The sequence below is a fragment of the Flavobacterium davisii genome (assembly GCF_042182265.1).
Lineage (GTDB): Bacteria > Bacteroidota > Bacteroidia > Flavobacteriales > Flavobacteriaceae > Flavobacterium > Flavobacterium davisii.
The window spans coordinates 311,048-327,604 of sequence record NZ_CP097869.1; the positions used below are offsets into that span (position 1 = coordinate 311,048).

The 16,557-nt window shown below is 30.2% G+C and carries 13 protein-coding genes; 11 read left to right on the forward strand and 2 right to left on the reverse strand.

Annotated features, from left to right (window positions below; all coding sequences use genetic code 11):
• Nucleotides 1–170: 170 nt before the first annotated feature.
• Nucleotides 171–1,661: a hypothetical protein gene (locus tag NAB20_RS01235; RefSeq protein WP_375605376.1), complete on the reverse strand. Its 1,491-nt coding sequence runs from the start codon at nt 1,659–1,661 to the stop codon at nt 171–173.
• A gap of 212 nt (nt 1,662–1,873) precedes the next feature.
• On the opposite strand from NAB20_RS01235, the gene polA reads away from it, so the two are divergent.
• The 11 genes from polA to NAB20_RS01290 all read left to right on the forward strand — a co-directional run bounded on the left by polA (nt 1,874) and on the right by NAB20_RS01290 (nt 13,480).
• Nucleotides 1,874–4,708, forward strand: a complete 2,835-nt coding sequence (polA, locus tag NAB20_RS01240; RefSeq protein ID WP_375605377.1) for a DNA polymerase I — start codon at nt 1,874–1,876, stop codon at nt 4,706–4,708.
• A 632-nt stretch (nt 4,709–5,340) separates the two neighbouring features.
• The gene (gene rplM, locus NAB20_RS01245) at nt 5,341–5,796 is read left to right on the forward strand and encodes a 50S ribosomal protein L13 (RefSeq protein ID WP_088392419.1); all 456 of its coding nucleotides are present in this window, start codon (nt 5,341–5,343) and stop codon (nt 5,794–5,796) included.
• Complete coding sequence (gene rpsI / locus NAB20_RS01250) at nt 5,796–6,182, forward strand: 30S ribosomal protein S9 (protein ID WP_088392417.1); 387 nt, start codon at nt 5,796–5,798, stop codon at nt 6,180–6,182. The genes rplM and rpsI overlap by 1 nt, the downstream gene beginning before the upstream one ends.
• Nucleotides 6,183–6,346: 164 nt before the next feature.
• A complete protein-coding gene (gene rpsB / locus NAB20_RS01255; protein WP_088392415.1) occupies nt 6,347–7,105 on the forward strand; it encodes a 30S ribosomal protein S2 in 759 nt (252 codons plus the stop codon).
• A gap of 137 nt (nt 7,106–7,242) precedes the next feature.
• Complete coding sequence (gene tsf / locus NAB20_RS01260) at nt 7,243–8,067, forward strand: translation elongation factor Ts (protein WP_105196512.1); 825 nt, start codon at nt 7,243–7,245, stop codon at nt 8,065–8,067.
• Between the two features lie 336 nt (nt 8,068–8,403).
• Nucleotides 8,404–8,778 (forward strand): hypothetical protein, encoded by a 375-nt coding sequence (locus tag NAB20_RS01265; protein WP_088390552.1) that lies wholly within the window; start codon nt 8,404–8,406, stop codon nt 8,776–8,778.
• Between the two features lie 429 nt (nt 8,779–9,207).
• Complete coding sequence (locus tag NAB20_RS01270) at nt 9,208–9,582, forward strand: hypothetical protein (protein WP_088390554.1); 375 nt, start codon at nt 9,208–9,210, stop codon at nt 9,580–9,582.
• Between the two features lie 164 nt (nt 9,583–9,746).
• Nucleotides 9,747–10,121, forward strand: a complete 375-nt coding sequence (locus NAB20_RS01275; RefSeq protein ID WP_105196513.1) for a hypothetical protein — start codon at nt 9,747–9,749, stop codon at nt 10,119–10,121.
• Nucleotides 10,122–11,308: 1,187 nt separating this feature from the next.
• On the forward strand, nt 11,309–11,683 hold the full coding sequence (locus tag NAB20_RS01280) for a hypothetical protein (RefSeq protein WP_088390558.1): 375 nt from the start codon (nt 11,309–11,311) through the stop codon (nt 11,681–11,683).
• A 404-nt stretch (nt 11,684–12,087) separates the two neighbouring features.
• A complete protein-coding gene (locus tag NAB20_RS01285; RefSeq protein ID WP_088390560.1) occupies nt 12,088–12,729 on the forward strand; it encodes a hypothetical protein in 642 nt (213 codons plus the stop codon).
• 103 nt (nt 12,730–12,832) lie between these two features.
• Nucleotides 12,833–13,480 (forward strand): hypothetical protein, encoded by a 648-nt coding sequence (locus tag NAB20_RS01290; protein ID WP_375605378.1) that lies wholly within the window; start codon nt 12,833–12,835, stop codon nt 13,478–13,480.
• A 320-nt stretch (nt 13,481–13,800) separates the two neighbouring features.
• Here the strand turns inward: NAB20_RS01290 and NAB20_RS01295 are convergent, their stop codons facing one another.
• On the reverse strand, nt 13,801–16,551 hold the full coding sequence (locus NAB20_RS01295; RefSeq protein WP_375605379.1) for a TonB-dependent receptor plug domain-containing protein: 2,751 nt from the start codon (nt 16,549–16,551) through the stop codon (nt 13,801–13,803).
• Between the last annotated feature and the right edge of the window lie 6 nt (nt 16,552–16,557).

Genomic DNA, 16,557 nt, shown 5'->3' on the forward strand with positions numbered 1-16,557 from the left:
TTTAGTTTTAAACTAAACGACAAGAAATTATTTACCTCTATCTTCTTTTAGCAAGTCCCCTAAATCATCTTCTTTTATATAAATTAATTGGACTTGTAATTGTAAGTAAAGAACGTTACTCAAAAAAATATTTTATATCCAATTTCAACTAACATATAGCAAATAACTTTTTATTTAATTATTAGAGTCATATTGGGTGTTATAATAGCATCAGTCGTTCCTCCTGTGTAACGCTGTGCATAAACCTCTACATAATCATTTATAGACAACTCTACAGAAGCATTTAAAGGTAGAACCAATATATCATTTGTTGTCAATCCTCTACCATATATTTTGTATTGTGATATGACTGTCCCATTTTTAGCAATATAAATTATATAAGTTCCAACAGCTGGCACTTGAAAAGAAATAGAACCTGTGACTTGAAATATTCTTTTCTTTTTTCCTACATATTTTAATCTGTTATTTACGCCTCCATCGGTAGAAAATCGAAATAAATTGGTAGAAGTAGATACCCCTTGAACTTTTACTATATTACTTGGATTAGAGGTATTAAACGATGTTGAAGCACCACTTCCCACTGGGTAATCAATCGCAAAATCAGCTACGGCCGAAGCATCGGTTTCAGTTGGGATACCTGGACAACGAACATTCCAATTATTATTAAAATTATATCCTGCATAACCTCCTACTGTATACGGATTCACGTATTTTCCTGTAGTAAGAGTACCTGTAAAAACAGTAGATTCTAATGTAGCATCACCTGTAATTACAGGATTTGAAGATACATCAAAGCCTATATTTGCTCCAGTAACTTCACTAAAACCTCCTTGTTTGGCTGCTAATGTAAAGGTTCCTATCAATTTTTCATATACTCCTGTATTATTACTAAACCACCCTGTATTACTCAATAATAATCTTGCTATATTTTCATACACTACACCATTTGCATTTCCATAATACTGAACAATACTGAGAAAAACTAACGCAAAATTTCTAAAAGAACCAACAGACGCGGAACTTGCTACTATGCAATCTCTAAAAATAAGACTTGCGGTTCCTCCTCCATCTATATTAAATACATTTCCTGAAAGGGCTGACAAAGTCAAAATGCGGATACTTCCTCCTGTAGTCCCTGTAAAAAGATCTCCTGAAGTTCTTACTAACTTATCTTCACCTGAATCTTGTCCACTCACATAGGCATTATTTAATTCTATAGGATAATTCAAAACAATTGTCCCATTTATTTCATACAACGTTCCTGAATCCAAAAGATATTTAGATCCTCCACCAGCAGCAAGCTCATCTGCTAACACGGTAGCTAGTACATCTGATGATCTTATTAATTTATACTTTAAACGACCATCTGAATTTATATTAATTCGGATCCAACTAGTAGCTGTTGTATCATAAAAATAAAACGACTTCAAATCTGTATCATATACTATTAATCCGTTTGCTGGATTGGTAATTGCCAACTTTTGAGCTGTTGTCATTCTAGGAGTTAACATTCCTTTATCGTTAGATACTATATCTAAAATAGAACTCGTATCAGGCGTTACGGTACCTATTCCTACTTGGGCTAACAAACCTGTTGTCATGAATAAAAAAAACAATAAGTAGGCAAGCAATGGTTTTTTTAGGGTTTTGTTTTTTTTCATTATTACATAAATTAACATTAAACACTAGAATTCACTTATAAAATTAACCTTTTTTTTCAATATAATAAAATAATAAGCCACCAAAACACAAAACTTAACATAAGGTTTTCACCTCCCTCTTGATTAAATCATATATATTATAGAAATCTTATTTTTGACAAGTCCTTTATCTAACAAGTTTTGTACTTTTGAATGCTTACAAAATAATAATCATGTCAACACAAAAACGTTTATTTCTACTCGACGCTTATGCGCTTATTTTTAGAGGTTATTATGCTTTTATTAAAAACCCTAGAATTAACTCTAAAGGATTAGACACTTCGGCTATTATTGGCTTTATGAATTCCTTAATGGATGTCATCAAACGTGAAAAACCGGATCATTTAGCGGTAGCATTTGACAAAGGAGGAAGCGATTATCGTTTAGAAATGTTTGCCGAGTATAAGGCTAATCGAGACGAAACACCTGAGGCTATTAAAATTGCCGTACCTTATATTCAAGAAATTTTAAATGCTATGCACATTCCGATCATAGAAGTCTCTGGTTATGAAGCGGATGATTTAATAGGTACATTGGCTAAAAAAGCGGAAAAACAAGGATATCAAGTTTTTATGGTTACACCAGATAAAGACTTTGGTCAGTTAGTATCTGAAAACATCTTTATGTACCGTCCTTCACGTGCTGGAAATGACATTGAAATCTGGGGTGTAGAAGAAGTAAAGGCGAAATTTGAAATAGAAAACCCTTTACAAGTAATCGACTTTTTAGGAATGATGGGAGATGCCGTAGATAATATTCCAGGCTTACCTGGTGTAGGCGAGAAAACAGCCAAAAAACTGTTAGCCGAATACGGTTCTATGGAAAATCTTTTAGCAAACACAGACAAGCTAAAAGGAAAAATGAAAGAAAACATTGAAAATAGCAAAGAAAAAGGAATTCTCTCCAAAAAACTAGCCACTATCCTATTGGATTGCCCTGTAGAGTTTGACGAAGAAAGTTTCGAACTCTCTAAACCTGATATTGAAAAAACCGATACTTTATTTCAAGAACTAGAATTCCGTCAAATGAAGGCTCAATTTGACAAATTATTTGGAGGAGGAAAAGAATATGACGAAATAGATACCACCGAATCTAGCTCTAAAAAAAACACAAAAAAAACGCCTGAAAACCAAATGGATTTATTTGGTTTTTCTGATCAGGAGGAAAACAAATCTATCGCTGGTTTTCAATACGCAAACCTTGATAACACAACACATTTTTACCAATTAGTTAACAATAACTTAGCTATTAACCTATTACTACAAAACTTACTAAAACAAACAGCTGTCTGTTTTGACACTGAAACCACAGGTATAGACACTACTAGTGCTGAATTAGTAGGCCTCGCTTTTTCTTGGGAAAAAGGCAAAGGATTTTACATCCCTTTTCCCGAAGACCAAGAAGAAACAAAAGAGTTAATACACAAGTTCAAACCATTTTTTGAAAATGAATCTATCACGAAAATAGGACAAAATATTAAATACGACTTAAAAATTTTAGCCAATTACGAAGTTGAAATAAAAGGCACTGTATTTGACACTATGATAGCCCATTATTTAATTAATCCTGATATGCGCCATAATATGGATGTATTATCAGAAACCTATTTACAATATAGTCCTAAATCTATCGAAACTTTAATAGGAAAAAAAGGGAAAAACCAATTATCAATGCGCCAAGTAGCATTGGAAGAAATTAAAGAATATGCTGTAGAGGATGCTGATATAACTTATCAACTAAAAGAACATTTCGAACCCATTTTAGAACGCGTAGGTACCCAAAAACTGTTTAATGAAATAGAAATTCCATTAGTTCAAGTTTTAGCGGATATGGAACGAGAAGGAATCAATCTTGATCAAAATTTCTTAAAATCTATGTCAATAGACATGCAAAAAGAAATTGATACTATAGAAAAAGACATCTATGAACAAGCTGGGGAAAAATTCAACTTAGCTTCCCCTAAACAATTAGGTGATATTTTATTTGAGAAGCTTCAAATTGGAGGGCCAAAACAAAAAAAAACCAAAACAGGACAATACGCAACAGGTGAAGAAATTTTAAGTTATCTTGCCAACGACCACAAAATAGTGCAGAACATTTTAGAATGGCGTCAACTTGTAAAATTAAAAAACACTTATGTAGATGCTCTTCCTTTACAGATTAACAGTAAAACAACTCGCGTACATACAGATTACATGCAAACAGTCGCGGCCACGGGAAGATTAAGCTCTAACAATCCTAACTTACAAAATATTCCTATTAGAACTGAAAGAGGCCGCCAAATCCGCAAAGCATTTATTGCTCGTGATGAAAATCACACATTACTTTCTGCGGATTACTCACAAATTGAATTACGTATTATAGCAGCACTTTCTGGAGAAGACACTATGATTACTGCTTTTAAAAATAACGAAGACATACACAAAAGCACTGCTGCAAAAGTCTTCAACATTCCTTTAGAAGAAGTAAACAAAGAACAACGTAGCAATGCTAAAACCGTTAATTTCGGAATTATTTATGGTGTATCGGCATTTGGCTTGAGCAATCAAACCTCATTATCAAGAAAAGAAAGCGCGGAACTAATTGAGGCTTATTACAATACTTATCCTAAACTAAAATCCTATATTACAAATCAAATTGATTTTGCTCGTGAAAATGGCTATGTAGAAACCATATCAGGACGTAGACGTTATTTAAAAGATATTAATTCAGCTAATGCTGTAGTTCGAAGTGCAGCAGAGCGTAATGCTGTAAATGCCCCTATCCAAGGTAGTGCTGCTGATATCATTAAAATTGCTATGATTAACATCCATAAACGCTTAAAAGAGGACCACTACCAATCTAAAATGTTGCTACAAGTTCATGACGAATTGGTATTTGATGTCCATAATTCCGAGCTAGAAAAAATCAAACCTATGATAAAAGAAGAAATGGAAAATGCTTTTAAAATGACAGTCCCTTTAGAAGTAGAAATCGGCGTAGGTAATGACTGGTTAGAAGCCCATTAAACATCCTTCTAAAAACAACTTTCATTTCGTTTAAAAAGAGATCTACACAAATTCTTGCTTGAATTGAAATGAAAGTTGTTTTTTTTTCTAAAATCGACCTCCTTCCCATCCCAACGATTCAACATCTGATTTGCTTGTGTAATAAAACCTCTCAAAAAATCAAGTACTCATAAAAAATTCTAGAAGAAGAAATAGACAACTATTTTGATGATTAACATTTGAACATATACTTAAATTGAAAGAAAATAAAGTAAAATAGATTAAGCTTAGCCGATTCACTGGGTCCGAGTCTAATTCGAAATTTGAATCTAACAAAGAGATTAAATCATTTATCCTTCAACCATATAATTCACAAATTACCTTTATTCATTAACTATCAAACATTTATATAGGCATTACACCTTACTTAGAAGCAAAAGGCAACCTATTTACAAAATGACCAAAATACATATAAACAATCCAATCAAGTCCTTCATACAGTATCACCAACAAACTAAAAGAGCATACAAAAGTTAACTTATTGAATGGCAATAAAAAAGAAAAACATTAAAGCTATTTGGTTTATTAATAAATAATTGTACTTTTGCACTCCCTTAATTGGGAATGGAATGTTTAATTAAAAAGTAATTATTGTGAACACATTAAGCTACAAGACAGTATCGGCAAACAAAGCTACTGCAGACAAACAGTGGATTGTTGTAGACGCTGAAGGTCATAACTTAGGTCGTCTTGCTTCAAAAGTTGCTATGCTTTTAAGAGGTAAGTACAAACCAAGTTATACGCCACACGTGGACTGTGGGGATAATGTAATTATTATCAACGCGGAAAAAATCAACCTTACAGGTAATAAGTTAGAGGACAAAACTTATGTTCGCTATACAGGTTACCCAGGAGGTCAAAGAACATTAACAGCTAAAGTAATGCAACAAAAGAACCCTGCATTATTAGTAGAAAAAGCTGTAAAAGGAATGTTACCTAAAAACAAATTAGGTGCTCAATTATTCCGTAATTTGAGTGTAAATGTAGGTTCAGAGCACAAACATGCGGCTCAAACACCTAAAACCGTTAATCTAAACGATCTTAAGTAATGGGAGTTATTCACAAAATCGGTAGAAGAAAATGTGCTGTGGCACGTGTTTATGTATCAGAAGGTACAGGAAACATCACTGTAAACAAAAAAGCATTTGAAACTTACTTCCCTACTGCAACTTTACAGTATAAAGTTATGCAACCATTAGCAATGACTGACAACGCTTCAAACTTTGATGTAAAAATCAACGTTTATGGTGGTGGTACAACTGGTCAAGCAGAAGCTGTACGTATGGCTATTGCTCGCGCTATGTGTGAAGTAGGAGAAGGAAATAGAGCAATCTTAAAACCTGAAGGATTACTAACTCGTGACCCTCGTATGGTAGAGCGTAAAAAATTCGGTCAGAAGAAAGCTCGTAAGAGATTCCAATTCTCTAAACGTTAATATTTATTATTATTTATTAAAAAAAACTAAGTTATGTTGCTTTTCCGTGCTGAGGCCGGAGATTAGTTTAGCATCTAAATGGGTTGAGATTATAAAAATTACATTTGTTAATTTAAATTTTAAAAACGCATTGCTAATTCAACAGAACGTAAACTATTTCTAAAATGGCAAATAAAGTAGAAGTTAAAGAATTACTAGAAGCAGGTGTTCACTTTGGACACATGACTAGAAAGTGGGATCCAAACATGGCTCCTTACATCTACATGGAGCGTAATGGTATCCACATTATCAACCTATACAAAACTGCAGCTAAAATTGAAGAAGCAAATGAAGCTTTGAAAAAAATCGCTGCATCTGGTAGAAAAATTTTATTCGTAGCTACCAAAAAACAAGCTAAAGATATCGTAGCTGAAAAAGCTAAAGCAGCTAACATGCCTTACATCACTGAAAGATGGCCAGGTGGTATGTTAACCAACTTCGTTACAATTCGTAAAGCTGTTAAAAAAATGGCTTCTATCGACAGAATGAAAAAAGACGGTACATTTGACACTTTATCTAAAAAAGAAAAGTTACAAATCGAGCGTTTACGTGCTAAGTTAGAAAAAAACTTAGGCTCTATCGCTGATATGTCAAGATTACCAGCTGCATTATTTGTAGTTGATATCAAAGCTGAACACATCGCAGTAAAAGAAGCTCAAAAATTAAACATTCCTGTATTTGCAATGGTTGATACAAACTCTGACCCACGTCAAGTTGACTATGTAATCCCTGCAAATGATGACGCTTCAAAATCTATTGATAAAGTATTATCATTAGTAACTGCTGCTATTACTGAAGGCTTATCAAACAGAACTTCAGAAAAAGAAGTAGAAGCAACTGAAGAAGCAAAAGCAGCTACAGCAGCTACAGCTTCTGAAGAATAATATTTTAAATTCCAGTCGCAAGTTCCAAATTCCATAAAATTATCAGTTTTGATAATTTGTTAAAATTGGAATTTAGAATTAGCTGATTGGAATTTTTTACTTTTAAAAATTATTAAATTTATTAAAATAAAAATAGTATGTCAACAATCACTGCTGCAGACGTAAATAAATTAAGACAAATTACAGGTGCCGGAATGATGGACTGTAAAAAAGCTTTGACTGAAGCTAATGGAGATTTCGATTTAGCTATCGAAAACTTACGCAAAAAAGGTCAAAAAGTAGCAGCTAACCGCTCTGATAGAGAATCTACCGAAGGAGCTGCTATTGCTGCTGTAAATACAGATAAAACAGTTGGTGTAGTTATTACATTAAACTGCGAAACTGATTTCGTAGGTAAAAACGAAGGTTTCGTAAAATTAGCTACTGATTTAGCAAACCAAGCTTTAGTTTACGCGACTAAAGAAGAATTATTAGCTTCTGACTTCGGAGGCATTACTGTAGCCGACAAGTTAATCGAACAAACAGGTGTAATTGGAGAAAAAATCGAAATCGGTTCTTTCGAAAGATTAGAAGGTGCTTTTATCGGTTCTTACATACATGCTGGAAACAAAATCGCTACTTTAACTGCATTATCTGCAAACGTAGAAGGTGCTGAAGAAGCAGCTAAAAGCGTTTCTATGCAAGCTGCCGCTATGAACCCAATTGCCCTAAACGAAGAAGGAGTTGATGCTGCTTTAATTGAAAAAGAAATTGAAATAGCAAAAGATCAATTAAGAGCTGAAGGCAAACCAGAAGCTATGTTAGACAATATTGCAAAAGGTAAATTAAACCGTTTCTTCAAAGACAACACTTTAATAAACCAAGATTTTATTAAAGACAGCTCTATGAGCGTTGCTCAGTATGTTAAAACAGTTGACGCTAACTTAACTGTTACTGGATTTAAAAGAGTTGCTTTAGGATAAAACCCTGAATATTTCAAAACAAAATAAAAGGTGTACTATAGTTTTTTTATAGGCACCTTTTTTATTTTTTAAAAGGTTTTCAAACACCTTCTTAAACCCTGATTACACATTATACTCGAACGAAGTAAATGAACAAAACAAATCCACTCTAACTCATTTTTACTCCAATTCAAGCACGCACGCCATATCTGCAAGAATTATTTTCTTTACCTTTTCATCTTCACTACAAAACCGAACACATATATTAAACAAAAAATGATTTTTGTTTATTTATCTCTTTGATTCTATGCTTTTTTTTCATAACTTTAACATATTATCAACCCAAAACACAAGCCTATGTCAGATTTTTTACAACAATTCGGAGAGGATCTAAAAAACAATGTTCCTGGTTTTATTGCAGTAGCAATAGCTGAAATTAAAAGTGGAATATCGTATTACACTTTATCAATGAACCCCAATTTTGACCCAGAATTAGCTTCCGCTTTCAATCTTGAAGTAGTAAAGGCTAAATTAAATGCAATTAATGCACTTGGACTCGATGAATATATAGAAGACATTATGATCAATCTTAAGAGTCAAATACACATTATTGACATTTCAGAAAACAACGAATATTTTATATACCTAGCCGTTGATTCAAAAAAAGCTAATTTAGGCATGACGAAAGCACTATTAAACAAGTACAAAAAAGACATTACGAAAAAAATGTAATTCCTTTTCAAATAAGATTGTCTGAAAATAGACCTTCAACTTAGCAAACAGGAAAAAAACCTTAAAAGAAGATAACATCCTGTCTTGCCTGAAATGATACAATTTTCAGACAATCTCTTAAAATATCTAAAAAACCCACGAAATCTTCCTTTCATTTATTCTAAAAACAAATAAAACTGCAAATAATACAACTTTATCAAGTGCATTATTCCTAAAATCCAATCACATATTCGTCGAAAAAATCAAATACAAAGTACTATTATAGTAGATCTTTACAAGATACTTAACAACCTCATTACAAAATATTTATCTTTATTTAGAAACAATAAAAATTAAATACAAGTAGAACATTTTCTACAAAAAATGAAAATAAAAATTTCATCATTACAATAAATTTGTATTGAAATTTAACCCTAAATACTTATTTATATGTCAGATTTTTTAAAACAATTTGGAGACGATTTAAAAAGCAATATCCCTGGTTTTTTAGCAGTTGCCGTTGCGGAAATTAAAAGCGGAATTTCTTATTACACATTGTCTTCAGACCCAAATTTTGATCCTGAACTAGCTTCTGCTTTTAACCTAGAAGTAGTAAAAGCTAAATTAAATGCCATTAGTGCATTAGGCCTTAATGAAACCATTGAAGATATCATGATTAATTTAAAATCTCAAATACACATCATTGATATTTCTGAAAACAATGAATATTTCATTTATCTAGCTGTTGACTCAAATAGAGCCAATTTAGGTATGACAAAAGCCCTGTTAAATAAATACAAAAAAGATATTACAAAAAAAATGTAATACCTCTCCAAACCTAAATCAACTCCCATAAACCATCTCCTAAAGATGGTTTTTTATTTTGAAAATCATCAACTTTATAGAAAGCTTTCTACAATTAAAATTTTTAAATCAATTTATATTCTATTATATTTGTTGAGTAAATTCTTACCCTAAAACACTCATTTATGTCAGATTTTTTAAAACAATTTGGAGAGGATCTTAAAAGCAATGTTCCTGGGTTTATAGCCGTTGCCATTTCTGAAATTAAAAGTGGAATCTCTTATTATACATTATCAGCAAATCCTAATTTTGATCCTGAGTTGGCTTCTGCTTTCAACTTAGAGGTTGTAAAGGCTCAATTAAATGCAATCAACGCATTAAGTCTTAACGAAACTATTGAGGATATAATGATTAATCTAAAATCTCAGATTCATATTATTGATATTTCAGAAAACAACGAATACTTTATTTATTTAGCCGTTGATTCTAGCAGAGCTAATTTAGGAATGACTAAGGCTTTATTAAACAAATACAAGAAAGACATTACTAAAAAAATGTAATCTTTTTAGTAAAAAAGATGTCCTCAAAAGTGATACAATATAACAAAAGGAGTCTTATAATCAATAAGTACAACTTATTTAATCCTGACTTTTACGTTTACCACCTTTAAAATTTTAAAATATCAACTACTCAGGACATCTTTTTTATTTTGACCATATTCCCTAAATACCGTTATCAAGTCTAAAGATTACTCCACCCCCACTATCAATTTACCCATACCTCACTCAGGAGGTTTTAATTTAAAAAAACAGTCTCTTTCATACATATTCAAAAAAAAAGACTCCTTAAAAGAAATAGATCGTATAAATAATATTATTTTTCCTTCTTAATTGATTCTAAATAAAACTCAACTTACAACAAAACGTTAAGCATATTATAAATTAAAAAAGGAAAAGCTATTTAAGGGTCATTTTCATTGTTTTTTCTTTCCAAATTTAGCAAACCACATTTTCCCAAATAATTTACTTACAAACAATAAAACAAATAATCAATCTCGTTCTAAACAAAATATAGTCTAATTTTTAACCCAAATTATGCGGTAAAATTTATTACAAATAAAGAAGAATTTTAAATCTAAAAAGTGCCTTTTTGATTGAATTCGAACTGTTCTTAAAAATTCATAATCTTGTCATTTATAGAACAGGAGCGAAATCACATACTCTAAACAATGTAACTTCTCCCTTGGATCGAAGCGACAAACTACGACTAGATTACGCCTTTTACTCCTTATCTACCAGAATTTTTTTTGTTCATTTTTTATCTTTTCATCTCGAGCATGAAATATAATCCAGAATCTGGGTTTAATATAATTTAAGACAACTGACACCTTTTACTCAAAACCTATAAAACCTTATTATTAGACATCCTTTTTAGGCGAAGTATCTAAAAAGTTAAACGCAACATCTAGTCTATCACGCCGACTAAAGGGAAAAGCCCCATTGTTTAGAGTATGCAATTTCTCCTTTTGATCAGATGATAAGATTACAAACTCTTAACACAGCTTCATAAGAACACAATTAAAACAAATATTTAAAAAAAATATATCAAAAAAATATATTAGAAACATTATTATTTAGAGCTAATAAAAATTAACAAAAGCAATATAATTTACAATTAAATAATTAAAAAATAACATTATTGTTTTTTAACTTTACGTGATAAACTTAACCCCTTTATATTATTTAAAATGTCAGACTTTTTAAAACAATTTGGAGAAGATCTCAAAAGTAATGTACCTGGATTCGTTGCTGTAGCTGTAGCAGAAGTAAAAAGTGGAATATCTTATTATTCTTTAACTGTAGAATCAAATTTTGACCCTGAACTAGCTTCTGCCTATAATCTAGAAGTCGTGAAAGCTAAATTAAATGCTATTCAAGCTTTAGGCTTAAATGAGACAATAGAAGATATCATGATTAATTTAAAATCACAAATTCATATTATTGATATTTCTGACAATAGCGAATATTTTATCTATTTAGCTGTTGATTCTACAAAAGCGAATTTAGGAATGACTAAAGCTTTATTAAACAAATACAAAAAAGATATTACAAAGAAGATGTAATTAAATTTATTTTCTTAGTTTAGATCTATATGACTGCCATTTGTTTTGGCAGTCATATCATTCTTAAAACAATAACGAAAAATAAACAAATCAATTACTCGATTAAAAGTAATAGAAAGCTTACAAAAATATAATTTTAAAAATCACTTTAAAATCTTTTTGTTATTTTTTTTTGTAATAAGTAATAATTTATTCGAAAATTGTTTTTTTACCTATCAATCGTTTCCACCACAAATACATTCAAAATAAAAAGTTAAAATCCCTCTCATTTAGTGGATTTTCCCGTAAATTTGTAATATTATTTCTACATAATACAACCCTCCCAATCTATCTTTAACAAAACGATCTTTAAGTAATGTTTGAATTATTTAACAAGAAAAAGCTTAATAAAATCAAACAGGCGTATGAAAAAAATTATTTTATTTCTATCGGTATTACTAATTATTGGATGCAATGCAGATTATAAATTAGATAAAAAACCTAAAGAATTTAATAAATTATTAAATTCAAAAGAGATATCTTCAATGAATGATTCTAATGAAGAAGATGTAAATGTTGTTTATTCGATTCCTTCAGAAAAGAGCAAATTTCCTATTATAATTGATCAAGAAGTTTATAATGAATTAGGAGATAGCCTATACACTCCTATAAAAGACATTAATACTATTAATAGTTTATTGATTCCAAAATATAAACAGGAAATCATATCTATAAACGACAACACACATCTATTCAGTAATTATAGTTTTGTAAAAATTGCCGAAAGAAAGATAAAAAATTTTAAGATCACTTTTTTTTCATCTCGTTACCATGGAAATAAATCTTTCACCACTACTTTTGTTAATGTAACAAAAGAAAATTCTAGTAAAATTATAGATTCAAAAAAAGTGGGTTATTATTATTCTTATCCAGGAGAAAGTAAGTTAGTGACTTTGGTAATGGATAAAAATGGAAAAATAGAAATTACCACCATGATTGATAGAGATAAACCGACTAGGGAAAATTTAAAGATCAATATGGATGGGAAAATTGTGGCTTCAAGGTAATCTCTTACAAAAATTTATAGTAAATACTGGTTTTGGAAAAAATTTAAAACTAGTAAATTGATTCAAATAAAATTGCAGAAATAAAACAAATTCAATTAAATACATGAAAAAAAATATTTTACTTTTGTCATCACTACTTATCATTGGCTGTAAATTTGACCCGCATTCTAAGGAAAAAAGCAAAAATAAAGAAGTTGCTTTAACAGAAGATACGCTTGTACAGAGCAATCAATCCAAAGAGAAAGAAGAAGATACTTCTTATATGATTCCTTCAGAAAAGGAAGCATTCCCGTTTATAATTGATCAAAAAGTTTATACTAAATTAAGTGATTTAGATAGTCAATATATCCTTATAAAAGACATTAATACTATTAATAAATTATTGATTCCAAAATACAAAAAGGAACTTATATCTATAAATAATAATTCTAACCTATTAAGTGATTATAGTTTTGTAAAAATAGCTGAAAGAAAAGTTAGAGATTTTAAAGTAACTTTCTTTTCGGCTCTCTACCATGGAGATGGGGATTTCATCACGACTTTTATTAATGTAACGAAAGAAAATTCTAGTAAAATTATAGATTCTAAAAAAGTTTGCGATTATTATTCTTACATGGGAGGAACAAAATTAGCTACTTTAATAATGGATAAAACAGGGAAATTAGAAATTACTACAACAATTGATAAAAAGAAACCTAATATGGAAAATCTAAAAATTGATATGGATGGAAGAATTATTTCTTCGAAATAATTTATTTTCAAAATTTATATCAAATTCATCAATTTTCAGAATCTCTTATTATAAAGTAGTATATTCAACACGTAGCTATCCTTAAAATCGTTTTTATACCTTATTTAAGCTTTATTTATTCTATTTTATAATATAGACAAGATCATCTTAGTTTCTCTAAAATTAATTATAGGAGCACTTTTTAGCGACAATAAAACTTTTTAAGCAAAGTATTTTTAATGGACTCAATATTAAAACTTCTTTTTTAAAAATCACCATTTATTTTAGAAATAAAAAAGGGTATCACACTATGGATACCCTTTTTTTATTTTTATTAATTTTTAGAATCTATATTGAACTGCAAAGTTCCAAGTTCTTCCTGATCCAAAAAAGGCTGTATTAGCGCCATTGATTCCTTTAAAATTTGCTGGAAAAACACTTCCATAAGTTGAATTAGTACCTGGTACATTTTGGTTATTTAAATAACTTCTTGTTGACTCTGTTATATAAAGTGTATCAAAAATGTTATTCATAGATAAACCAACGTTTACTAAATCTTCGTTATTAAGCTTGATCTTGTACTTTAAACTCGTATCAAATAACAAGAAAGAAGGTAATTTCAAGTCATTTACTGCATACGATTTTGGATACCAAACTGGATCATATTGTTCAGCTGGAGTATTACTATAAAAATTATCATGATATTTCCCTGTAAGGGTAAAAGATAATCTTCTAACAGGTTCTATCAACAATGAAAGACTACTCATCCACTCAGGTACACTTCCTATTCTGGTATCTTTTATATACAAATTTGTTGTTTGATTATTATCATATTCTATATATTTTGCATCTTTTGTATACACTCCTTCTCCAAATGAATGACTACTATAAATTGTAAATCTATTAAAAGGTTTATATGTAAAATCTAGTTCAACTCCTGAATTTCTTTTGCTTAGATCATGTGTAAAACCAGTAACTCCATAACCTGTTTCAAATAATTGTTCTGTAGAATTGTCTAAATAATTCATATAGGCTATTAAGTTTAAATTGAAGTTTTTACTTAAAAAAGTATACCCTGCTTCAACTGACTCAAAGTTTTCATTCTTAAAACCATCTTTGATTTTGTTAGTTCCAAAATCAAAAACATAGTTTAGGATAGGTACTCTGGATACTAAACCAGCGTTAAACCAAATATTATTTTTACTATTTACATTCCAGTTAGCCCCAAATTTTACATTGTAAGAATCTAAATTTACATGATTAGAAGATTCTGATAAATTAGTATTAAATATATCGTACGTTACTTTACTAAAATCATTTTCACTATATCCTCCTTGAAGTAGGAAGTTAAAATTCTTAAGATTTAACTGCAACTGTGAATAAGCGCCATAATACCATGTAATGTTTTCTTTATAATAATCTACTTTTATCGTTTTGATTGTTTTAAAAGGATTCCATAAATCATCTTTTAAAGAAAAAGTTTCTGTGGTATAGATTGATTTATTTTGTAATTGATCAACTAAATAACCATCTGCTCCAAATAAATCATTTAAATATTTAGTATGTCTAGAAACTGTTTTTCTTAAGTCGAGACCAACGTCTAACTTTAACTTAGATGTTAAGTTTGTTGAATAGTTAACTAAGCTTCCATATACTTGAGTTTTAGAAAAGTTTTCTGTTTGAGAAACGCCTGAATTTTTTGTATTAAATTCACTAGAGTTTAAGAATAACTTCTTTCCATTTATAACATAGGGCTCACGAAAATAGGTTACTGGCTGGTCATTCTTAATCAACACATTAGGCTTCAAACCTCTATTGTATGCTGCAATATAATTATAATCAATGGTATTATTAGAATCTAACAAATCACTAGATTCACCAAAAACATCAGTTCCTGTATAATCTTTAAAAGAAGTATTTCCATAAACACCGTAGCCTTTTAAAGCCAATATATTATTGCTGTTTATTTTATATTGCCATTCCAAACTCAAAGTTGGTGTATGGCTAGCTTGATTATTTAAAGCTATATTTTTACCATTATAATTATTATAAGTAGCGTTATAGCTTGTATTTAGGCCTGAATTAGTGGCAATATCACTTATAGTAGATATTCTATTTCTAAAATCAACCCAACTTGGCGCTCCTAATAATTTAAGTGTAAATTTGTGCTTATCTGTTTTATATCCCATTCCTAAATAATAACCTGTGGCATTAAAGGCTGTACCAGGAAAATACCCCGCACTAGAAGTATTTGATAATGATAAATTAAGACCAAATCCTTTGTCAACATTCCCTGTATTCAAATTCAAACTATATTTTCTGTAATCATTGTTTCCTGATTCAACTGATATATAGTTGTCGTATTTTGTAAAAGGGTCTCGCAATAAGAAGTTAACTGTACCTGCAACGGATGCGTTTACAAGTTTAGAAGAACCTAATCCTCTTTGAATTTGAATAGCATCTAAGGCATCACTTGCTGGAGCTATAAGCAACCAATTAACCTCACCACTTTCGAAGTCTCTTAAAGAGATACCATCTAATAAAGGTGTTATATTATTTTGATTATAGCCTCTAAGACGAAGTCTTGTTTTAGAGTAACTTCCTCCTAAACCAGTAGTGTACACTCCTGGTAATAAAGAAGCTCTTTCTATGAAATCTTTATTACTATTATGATTAAATTCGGTACTTTCAAAGATTGTATTGGTAGCTGTTGGTGATTTTCTTAAAAACGCTAAGTCGACTAAAGCCGATTCTGTTTCTAGATTTTTCAATAAATCTTCTTCTAAATAAATAGTACCTACATCTAATTTATTTTGAGTAAACTCTATAAATTTATACGTGGTCTTATATCCAGGTAGCTTTAATATTAGCTTTCCTGTCTTTTCTTTTGAGTTTAAGATAAAATTACCTGATTTATCTGTATGAACTTGATGAATATATTTCTTTTCGTCTGCACTGGCTAAAATCACTTTTACAGAAAAAAGATTGTCATCATTACCGTTTCTAATGTTACCAAAAACTTTAAATTGAGCAAAATTGGCTTGATTAAATACCATACTCAAGAAGAGTAGGAATTGCAGTTTTTTATTCATAGGTTT

Coding starts and splice junctions, on each gene's coding strand:
- NAB20_RS01235 (WP_375605376.1), bottom strand. CDS start 1,661: ATGAAAAAAAACAAAACCCTAAAAAAACCATTGCTTGCCTACTTATTG.
- polA (WP_375605377.1), top strand. CDS start 1,874: ATGTCAACACAAAAACGTTTATTTCTACTCGACGCTTATGCGCTTATT.
- rpsI (WP_088392417.1), top strand. CDS start 5,796: ATGGGAGTTATTCACAAAATCGGTAGAAGAAAATGTGCTGTGGCACGT.
- rpsB (WP_088392415.1), top strand. CDS start 6,347: ATGGCAAATAAAGTAGAAGTTAAAGAATTACTAGAAGCAGGTGTTCAC.
- tsf (WP_105196512.1), top strand. CDS start 7,243: ATGTCAACAATCACTGCTGCAGACGTAAATAAATTAAGACAAATTACA.
- NAB20_RS01265 (WP_088390552.1), top strand. CDS start 8,404: ATGTCAGATTTTTTACAACAATTCGGAGAGGATCTAAAAAACAATGTT.
- NAB20_RS01270 (WP_088390554.1), top strand. CDS start 9,208: ATGTCAGATTTTTTAAAACAATTTGGAGACGATTTAAAAAGCAATATC.
- NAB20_RS01275 (WP_105196513.1), top strand. CDS start 9,747: ATGTCAGATTTTTTAAAACAATTTGGAGAGGATCTTAAAAGCAATGTT.
- NAB20_RS01280 (WP_088390558.1), top strand. CDS start 11,309: ATGTCAGACTTTTTAAAACAATTTGGAGAAGATCTCAAAAGTAATGTA.
- NAB20_RS01285 (WP_088390560.1), top strand. CDS start 12,088: ATGAAAAAAATTATTTTATTTCTATCGGTATTACTAATTATTGGATGC.
- NAB20_RS01290 (WP_375605378.1), top strand. CDS start 12,833: ATGAAAAAAAATATTTTACTTTTGTCATCACTACTTATCATTGGCTGT.
- NAB20_RS01295 (WP_375605379.1), bottom strand. CDS start 16,551: ATGAATAAAAAACTGCAATTCCTACTCTTCTTGAGTATGGTATTTAAT.